This window comes from Acinetobacter sp. GFQ9D191M (genome assembly GCF_011174875.1).
In the GTDB taxonomy this organism is placed as follows: Bacteria; Pseudomonadota; Gammaproteobacteria; order Pseudomonadales; family Moraxellaceae; genus Acinetobacter.
Window position 1 is genome coordinate 1 of record NZ_JAALGV010000086.1, and the last position, 8,716, is coordinate 8,716.

Below are 8,716 nucleotides of genomic sequence, written 5' to 3' on the forward strand. Positions count from 1 at the left end.
CACCACCGACTATTTGCAACAGTGCCCTTTAGCTTGTCTCACAGGATCAGGTTCATTAGGTATATCGCCTGAGGAAAGCTGTGTTTCATCAAGTTTCGCCCCAAAACCCAGTCCTTCGAGTTTAGCCGTAATTTGCTGAATCCCTTCATTATGGAAGACTTTCAGTTTTCGATTGGGAAGATCAAAAGTAAGACCTTTAACTGCTTCAATATCTGCAAGAGCCATACGGACCATTTGCTCTTCAGCAGAGCAATCCATTTTAGGAATGGTGTAGGTACTTGTTTGCTTAGCCTGTTGATTGCTTATATAAGTTTCAGTCTTCACAAGCTTTGCACCAAAACCCAAAGCTTCAAGTTTGGTAGTTATATTTTCATCTTTTTGATTATGTAGAACCTTTAAAGACCGGTTAGGTAAATCAAAGATGAGTTTTTGAACACCATCAATTGAAGATAGCGCCATACGAACCATCTGTTCTTCCGCAGAACAATCCATTTTGGGAACTAAGTATTCACTCATGTAGTGCGAATCTTTTAAAACGTCTTCAGTGCTTAAATTTTCTTTGGGATCAGAACCACAACAGGATTGAGCGGTATCTTCACAACTGTTTGAAGTGTTACAGCAAGGAGATGAAGATTTTTTTTCTTCCTCTTCACCACAACAGCTAGGCGTATTATCACAATTCTTTGAATTGCTTGCTTCTGCAATTGATGGATGATTTTCTTGTTGAGATTTCTTATCTTCGCATGGTGTTTCTTTACTACATCCACAGCCACTCATAGTTATACCCATTAAAAAAATTTATAAACTTTGAATATTAGAATCCCTATAGTTACTATAGAGTCAAGATTTTTTGGAAATACCAACTCAATGCATTTAAAAATTGGTGAACTCTCTAAAAAAACCTCATGTTCAGTATTAACAATTAGGTTTTATGAAAAGGAAGGTTTAATTCCGGAACCCGAAAGAACGGAAGGAAATTACCGCCTTTACGATATAGGCTATGTTGAGCGAATTAAGTTTATTTTGAATTGCCGAACTTTAAATATGAGTTTGAATGAAATTCGTCAATTACTCACCTATAAAGATAATCCCAAGAAAAATTGTTCAGATGTGAATGAATTAATTGACTTACATGTCAGTGCTATCAGAGAAAATATAATCAAGCAACAAAAGCTTATTGAACAATTATCTGATTTAAGAGGTACTTGTGATGGCTTATGTACAATTGACCAATGTGGAGTTCTAAAAAATCTAGCTTGATTATCTAGACCTATGCTTTTTTCAAAAATTCTGTATATCTTTACTTAAGGCTGCAAAAAGTTTAAGGTTACTCAAATTCTGTGATCAGATCTTTGATAGATCTGGACAGCTTCTTATTGGTGTTTTAAATACAGATTTGTGTATGAAGAGAAAAACATTTCTAATCCAGATATTGGTACTCTTATTCACATTCCAGAATATTTGGAGTGTGGCAGAGGCTGCGTGTCTGCATGAAATGCCAAACATACCCAATTCAATACTCTCTAATCCAATCGATTTAGACGAAAAGAGTGATAGTCCTCGTCAAGCACTTTATTCCCTAGAAAACTATAAAGAAATCTATGACTATTGTCAGAAGGTTTGTTTTAACGAAAAGTGCAGTCATTTCTCAAATACAATCGTGATTCAGATTGACCCACCCGATGATCTGAAGCTTAAAGCTAATTTTGAGACCGGCATTACCCCAACTTATTTGGGAATAACTTTTTATAAACCCCCTTATCTGAATCAATTAACCCCGCCTCCCGATTTGCCCCTACTATTGGTGGGGTAGTCTTATAAAAGCCCACCACTCCTAATTTCATTATGCGTGGGGCATTTTCATGTCAAAAAACAAATTACATCAGGATACCTCCATCCTGAATTTATCCTGGTCAGCCTTAGGTAGCGGTATCTTGCTATCTGTAATGATCAGCTTCAGTACTTCCGTAGTCGCCAGTACTCAAGATTTAACGCTGCAGCAAGCTATTGAGCAGGTTAACCAATATCAAGCGTCCCAAAATTTCTGGGAAACGCAAAATAGTATTAATGCCACGAATCTTCAGCAAAGTAAGCTGTTTAAAAATCCTGAATTGTCAGTTGAACAAACGGGCTTTGGTTCAAATAATGAAAAAGAGCTTGCCATCGGTATATCACAACCTTTGGATATTTTTGGTGAGCGAAGAGCAAACCAAAAATTAGCCAGTCTCTCTACAGATAAAACAGCGCTGAAACAGAAGATTTATCAAGCACAAATTGAGCTTGCAGTGAAATATGTATGGTCACAACTGGCCATTGCTGAACTTGAAAAAAACATTGTCAATGAACAACTTCGGGTGAGCCAAGAAAACCTTCAAGCAATCGAAAAGCGCTTTAATGCAGGCAGTATTGCCCAAGTAGATGTAAATCGCGCACGTTTAAGCCATGCTGAAAATATCCGTCTTTTTAGACAGGCAGACTTACAGGTACAAGTGGCCACCCAACAATTATCAAATTTATGGGGTACGTCTGATAAGTCATTGCAGGTAAACCTCTCTTCACAAAAGCTCTGGCCAAAATCGACTCATGAACAGGTTCAAGAATATTTAGCGGAAAACTACGTTGAGAAATATCGAGCTTTACTGGTATTAGAGTCTCAAGCAACGGTTGATCAACTAAGGGCAAAGGCACGTCCTAACCCCACTTTAAACCTAGGTGTCAACCGCACCCAATCCTTGGAAAACTCCACACAAAATCAATTAGTAGTCGGAGTCAGTGTACCGCTTAATATTTTCGATCGTCAGCAAAATGGCATAAAAATCGCGCAAGAAAAAATGAACTTATTAGAGCGTCAGAAAGAGTTTTATCTGAAGCAAAATGCGCTGCAAATAGGCACAATTTTAACCGAGTTGCAGGGTTTAGAGCTGCAATTCAAAGTCGTTGACGAGACTCAAATTCCTTTGGCGACTCAAGTTCAAAGTAAGACGCTACAAGGTTTCTTGGCAGGCAAGTTTGCTTTAACCGATGTTCAGCAAGCCACGCTTCAATTACAAGACATCCGTCTGCGTAAAGTCCAGTTGTTACGGGATGGCTGGCAAAAGGCCATTGAAGCAGAAAGTTTGAGCTTAGGCATTAGCCCAAGTGAAGTCATGTCGAAAGATGCTATTGCACAAATCAATCAAAACTTATGGCAAGACATACAGGCCATGCCTGTCATTGGTGGGGGAAATTAACATGTTCGATCTTAAAAACAGCTTAAAAAAACAGAGCGGAAAAATCTCTCAACCTCTACTGATTAGTTTGGTTATCGGCGCTACCGTACTCCTCAGTATTTTTTTGATCTTAACTGGTAAGAATAAATCGGAAACATCAGATGAACATGCAGAGGAAGAAAGCGGAGAAGAACATGGCGGTGAAACCGAAGAGCATGCAGAAGGTGTGAGCCTGACTGCCAAGCAACTGGTGGAACAGGGCATACAATTATCAGCGGTCGATCAAGGCCCGGTGGTTAAATTAAGTTCTTATCCTGCCAAACTCAATGTGAATACGGATCAGCAAGCGCACGTCTCACCGAGTTTTAGTGGTCATGTAGAAAATGTCTATGTAGAACTCGGTCAAAAAGTTCAGAAAGGACAGCCTTTGGCTGCGTTGCTTGTTCCTGATCTAGTTGATCAGCAGGCCAATCTTAAAATTGAACAAACCAACCTTGAACTGGCGAAACAAGACTATGATCGTGAGCGTCAGCTTTGGTCACAGGGCATTTCAGCAAAACAGGACTATCAACGTGCTTATAACAGCTATAAACGGGCACAAATTCAGGTTCAAGCGGCCCAATCACGTTTAAGTGCATTTGGTGCAGTGAATGCCAGTAACGGACGCTATATTTTGAAAGCTCCCATTTCTGGCGTGATCAGTAAAAAGGATTTGGTTCTCGGGGAAAATGTTCAGTTAGCCGATCAACTCTTTACGATAGACCGGTTAGATCAACTCTGGCTTGAGTTTATTGTTCCAAATTCTGAAATTATGGGCTTAGCCCCGAATCAAAAGATCGAATTTAAATCCTTGCAAACAGAAAAGGTTTATCAAGCTGTTATTCAGACTTTAAATACTGAAGCGGATATTCAAACAGGTCGTCTTCAGGTGCGAGCAAAAGTTGAATCGAATGCAACCGAATTACGTCCAAACTTGATGGTGAACGTACAGTTGCAACAACGGAGTGAAAGTACCGCATTACGGGTACTTAAGTCCGCAGTTCAGAATGTCGATGGAAAAGATGTGGTTTTTGTCGCCACTCAGCATGGACAAAAAGTTGAATTCAGTCCGCAACCTGTGAAATTAGGGCAATCATCTGGGGAGAGCCAATGGATTGAAGTGGTGAGTGGGCTTAGTCAGGGACAAAAATATGCCGCTCAAGGCAGTTTTTTACTGAAATCCGAGCTGGAAAAAGGAGAGGCTTCACATGAGCACTGAAACTCCTCAAATTCCAGACCACGAATCGGTAAAACCTGAAGGACTGTTTGATCGACTGATCCAGTTTTCTATCCATAACGCAATCTGGGTCATGCTGTTTATTGCGGCTTGGATTGCTATTGGTATTTATAGTTATCAAAAGTTACCGATTGATGCTGTACCAGATATTACCAATACTCAGGTGCAGATTAACACTTCAGCCAATGGTTTTACGGCTTTAGAAATGGAACAGCGGATTACATATCCAATCGAGAATGCCATGTCAGGCATGCCGAAAATGGAACAAACCCGTTCTATTTCACGCTACGGCTTATCGCAAGTGACCATCATTTTTGAAGATGGCACGGATATTTACTGGGCCAGACAGCTTATCAACCAGCGCTTGCAAGAAGCAATGGGAGAAATGCCTGAAGATGTGCAACCTAACATGTCGCCTATTTCGACAGGTTTAGGTGAAATCTATCAATGGGTGATTAAAGCCGAACCAAATGCTAAAAAGCCGGATGGAACCCCTTATTCGGCGATGGATTTACGTGAAATTCAGGATTGGATTGTAAGACCGCAATTACAGCGCGTAAAAGGCGTTGCGGAGATCAACAGTATCGGTGGCTTTAATAAAACCTATGTGGTTGCCCCTGATCTGAACCGATTGCAACAATTGCAAATTCCTTTGTCTGATTTACAAACTGCCTTAACAGAGAATAATGAAAACCGTGGTGCTGGCTATATTGAGAAAAATGGACAACAGCTAACGGTTCGTGTTCCCGGCACTTTAAACACGATTGAAGATATCCAGAACATCAGTATTACCAATAAAAACGGCTATCCTATTCGGGTGGCAGATGTCGCCAATGTCTCAATTGGTCATGACTTAAGAACAGGGGCTGCAACCTATAATGGTGAAGAAACTGTATTGGGTATTGCCATGATGATGATGGGAGAAAATAGCCGTACCGTTGCTCAAGCCATTGATGAAAAGGTGCAATCGATCCAGCAATCGCTACCTAAAGGTGTGGTGATTGAGACTGTGTATGACCGTACGCATTTGGTTGATCGGGCGATCAAAACCGTTCAGAAAAATTTGATTGAGGGTGCAATCCTCGTCATTGTTATTTTATTTCTCTTTCTAGGTAATTTCCGTGCTGCGCTGATCACGGCTTGCGTTATTCCACTGTCAATGCTGTTTACCTTGACGGGAATGGCAGAGCAGAAGATTAGTGCAAATCTGATGAGTTTAGGGGCACTGGACTTCGGTATTATTATTGATGGTGCAGTGGTTATTGTAGAAAACTGTATCCGTCGGCTAGCAGAAGCTCAGAAGCTGAAAGGTGGTTTACTTAGCCGTTCTGAAAGATTTAAAGAAGTCTTCTTGGCTGCAAAACAGGCGCGTCGTCCTCTCATCTTTGGACAGTTAATTATTTTGGTAGTTTATCTACCTATCTTTACCCTGACGGGTGTAGAAGCCAAACTTTTCCATCCTATGGCAATGACGGTTGTACTGGCTTTAATTGGGGCCATGATTTTATCTGTCACTTTTGTGCCAGCCGCAGTTGCCCTATTTGTCACTGGAGAAGTCAAGGAAACCGAAAGTCGCTGGATGCATTGGCTTAAAACTAAATATGAATTGCTTTTAGATAGAGCCTATGAGCTTCGTTTATTTGTGACTATTGTGGCTGCCTGTATTTTAGTGCTTACGGGTGTGCTAGCTACTCAAACAGGTAGCGAGTTTGCACCTCAACTGGGTGAAGGTGATTTTGCTGTTCAGCAAATGCGTTCCCCAAGTACAGGGTTAGAACAGTCACTGAGAATGCAGGAAAATACTGAAAAGTTACTGTTGAAAGAATTTCCTGAAATTAAAGCAATCTTTGCCCGTACCGGTACAGCAGAAGTGGCCACAGATGTCATGCCACCCAACATTTCAGATGGCGTGGTACTGTTAAAACCTCATGATGAATGGCCTGATCCAAAACAAACGATTGATGAGCTTCGCCAAAGAATGATTACTTTCTTAGCGACATTGCCGGGAAATAACAGTGAGTTCTCGCAACCCATTGAACTGCGTTTTAACGAGTTAATTTCAGGGGTGCGAAGTGATGTGGGTGTCAAGTTATTTGGCGATGATATGGAAATTCTGAATCGTGAAGCGAATAAGATTTCTCAGAAAATTAAATCAATTTCAGGCGCGACAGCCGTTAATGTAGAGCAAACCAGCGGCTTACCCTTGTTGAATGTAGAAGTTGATAAGTCCAGAGCAGCACAATACGGCTTGTCGGTAAGAGCAATTCAGGATCTGGTGGCGACAAGTGTCGGTGGTCAAAATGTTGGAACCATTCTACAGGGAGACAAGCGTTTTGATTTTGTTATCCGTCTAGATGAATCCCAGCGTAGTCCCGAGCAGTTAGCGCTACTTCCTGTTCAATTGCCAAATGGTGGTTTAGTCCAACTGCAAGATGTTGCACGCGTTGAAAATATCCTGGGTATTAATCAGGTCAGCCGTGAAAATGGTAAACGTCGGGTGGTTATTACTGCAAATGTAGAAGGACGCGATTTAGGCTCATTCGTAACAGAACTTCAGAGCACGTTATCCAAACAGGAATTACCAAGCGGTTATTGGATAGATTATGGCGGTCAATTTCAAAATCTGATGTCTGCAAAAGCGCGTATGCAATTGGTGGTTCCGCTCGCATTGTTGACGATCTTTATTTTATTGATGGCTGTATTCCATAATATCAAAGAAAGCTTACTGGTCTTTAGTGGTGTCCCGTTTGCCTTATGTGGAGGCTTAATCGCGTTGTGGTTGCGTGACATTCCATTATCCATGTCAGCAGGGGTTGGCTTCATTGCACTATCGGGGGTGGCTGTACTGAATGGCTTAGTCATGCTCACCTTTATCAAAGAGTTGCGACAGCAATATGACCTTTATTATGCAACGTGGCAGGGTGCAATTTTGCGTCTTAGACCTGTGCTGATGACCGCTTGTGTGGCGTCCCTTGGGTTTGTCCCGATGGCTTTGGCAACCGGAACTGGGGCAGAAGTACAGAGACCTTTAGCAACAGTGGTTATTGGAGGAATTATCTCCTCTACCCTGCTTACATTGGTTTTATTGCCCGTACTGTACCGCTGGATGAATGAAAAGAAAGTTTCTTAATCCAATAGATTAGTCGATTTACAGCAGAGATATTGGCTGTTATCCAATATCTCTGCTCATCATAAATAGAATAAGGAAAATATTTTATGTCAGAACATCATGATCATAGCCATGCGGTTGTTACTGAAGAAAATAGTAAGAAGTTAATGGTTGCCTTAGGTTTAACGACTACTTTTTTAATAGTAGAAGTTGTCGCTGCTTTTATTACCCAAAGTTTGGCTTTGTTATCTGATGCAGCTCATATGTTTACTGATGTAGCCGCTTTAGCTATTGCTCTTGCCGCTATCAAAATTGGTAAAAAAGCCGCAGATGATAAAAGAACTTTTGGCTATCAGCGATTTGAAATTTTAGCGGCTCTGTTTAATGCGGTGATGCTTTTTGTGGTAGCAATATATATTGTATATGAAGCTTATCAACGTTTTACGAACCCTGCTGAAATTCAAAGTGTTGAAATGATGATTGTCGCGGTCATTGGTTTGGTCGTAAATTTGATTTCAATGAAAATCCTTTCTGCTAGTGCTGAAGGAAGTCTAAATATAAAAGGTGCATATTTAGAAGTTCTTAGTGATGCTCTAGGATCGATAGGCGTGATTATCGGAGGAATAGTTATTTATTTTACCCAGTGGATGTGGGTTGATACCGTAATCGCTGTGTTAATTGGCTTCTGGGTCTTACCTCGAACTTGGATTTTATTAAAACAAAGTATTAATATTCTGCTTGAAGGAGTTCCTGATGAGATTGATATTGAGTCGTTAAGAAATGATTTATTGAAGCTAGAGGGCGTTGAAGGGATTCATCAGTTGAAAGTCTGGGCTATATCCTCAAAAAATATTCATTTAACTGCTCATTTGGTTGCTCCGAATAGCAATACAGATCAACTCTATCAAAAGGCCTTAGAAGTTCTAAAACATAATCATAGTATTACTGAAATTACGTTACAAATAGAAAGTAAGGAATGTAATACATTGGAACAGCATAAACATTAAAGTGCTGCTCTTTCTACATAATGGACAGATGACTAGGCTGATAAACCTTACCATTTTCCTGTATTACACTTCTATTTATCACACGCACTTTAAACGGCACTGTTGCAAATAACCA

6 protein-coding genes and 1 pseudogene are annotated in these 8,716 nt (G+C 40.6%); 6 read left to right on the forward strand and 1 reads right to left on the reverse strand.

Annotation, left to right across the window (positions count from 1 at the left end; genetic code table 11):
• Nucleotides 1-27 precede the first annotated feature (27 nt).
• Nucleotides 28-777 (reverse strand): annotated as a pseudogene (locus tag G5T77_RS12645) (heavy metal-associated domain-containing protein); the annotation flags it as partial.
• A gap of 90 nt (nt 778-867) precedes the next feature.
• Between G5T77_RS12645 and cadR the strand changes: the two are divergent.
• The 6 genes from cadR (at nt 868) to G5T77_RS12675 (ending at nt 8,601) form a co-directional block, all read left to right on the forward strand.
• Nucleotides 868-1,260: a Cd(II)/Pb(II)-responsive transcriptional regulator gene (cadR, locus tag G5T77_RS12650; RefSeq protein WP_004281856.1), complete on the forward strand. Its 393-nt coding sequence runs from the start codon at nt 868-870 to the stop codon at nt 1,258-1,260.
• 142 nt (nt 1,261-1,402) lie between these two features.
• On the forward strand, nt 1,403-1,813 hold the full coding sequence (locus G5T77_RS12655; RefSeq protein ID WP_005180699.1) for a hypothetical protein: 411 nt from the start codon (nt 1,403-1,405) through the stop codon (nt 1,811-1,813).
• A gap of 49 nt (nt 1,814-1,862) precedes the next feature.
• Nucleotides 1,863-3,230 (forward strand): TolC family protein, encoded by a 1,368-nt coding sequence (locus G5T77_RS12660; RefSeq protein WP_163170697.1) that lies wholly within the window; start codon nt 1,863-1,865, stop codon nt 3,228-3,230.
• 1 nt (nt 3,231) lies between these two features.
• Nucleotides 3,232-4,467 carry an efflux RND transporter periplasmic adaptor subunit gene (locus G5T77_RS12665; protein WP_004281853.1) on the forward strand — a complete coding sequence of 412 codons (1,236 nt, stop codon included), beginning with the start codon at nt 3,232-3,234 and terminating at the stop codon, nt 4,465-4,467.
• Nucleotides 4,457-7,615: a CusA/CzcA family heavy metal efflux RND transporter gene (locus G5T77_RS12670; protein WP_166139607.1), complete on the forward strand. Its 3,159-nt coding sequence runs from the start codon at nt 4,457-4,459 to the stop codon at nt 7,613-7,615. The genes G5T77_RS12665 and G5T77_RS12670 overlap by 11 nt, the downstream gene beginning before the upstream one ends.
• Before the next feature lie 86 nt (nt 7,616-7,701).
• Nucleotides 7,702-8,601, forward strand: a complete 900-nt coding sequence (locus G5T77_RS12675) for a cation diffusion facilitator family transporter (protein WP_166139605.1) — start codon at nt 7,702-7,704, stop codon at nt 8,599-8,601.
• The last annotated feature ends 115 nt before the right edge of the window (nt 8,602-8,716 follow it).

Coding starts and splice junctions, on each gene's coding strand:
- G5T77_RS12655 (WP_005180699.1), top strand. CDS start 1,403: ATGAAGAGAAAAACATTTCTAATCCAGATATTGGTACTCTTATTCACA.
- cadR (WP_004281856.1), top strand. CDS start 868: ATGCATTTAAAAATTGGTGAACTCTCTAAAAAAACCTCATGTTCAGTA.
- G5T77_RS12660 (WP_163170697.1), top strand. CDS start 1,863: ATGTCAAAAAACAAATTACATCAGGATACCTCCATCCTGAATTTATCC.
- G5T77_RS12675 (WP_166139605.1), top strand. CDS start 7,702: ATGTCAGAACATCATGATCATAGCCATGCGGTTGTTACTGAAGAAAAT.
- G5T77_RS12665 (WP_004281853.1), top strand. CDS start 3,232: ATGTTCGATCTTAAAAACAGCTTAAAAAAACAGAGCGGAAAAATCTCT.
- G5T77_RS12670 (WP_166139607.1), top strand. CDS start 4,457: ATGAGCACTGAAACTCCTCAAATTCCAGACCACGAATCGGTAAAACCT.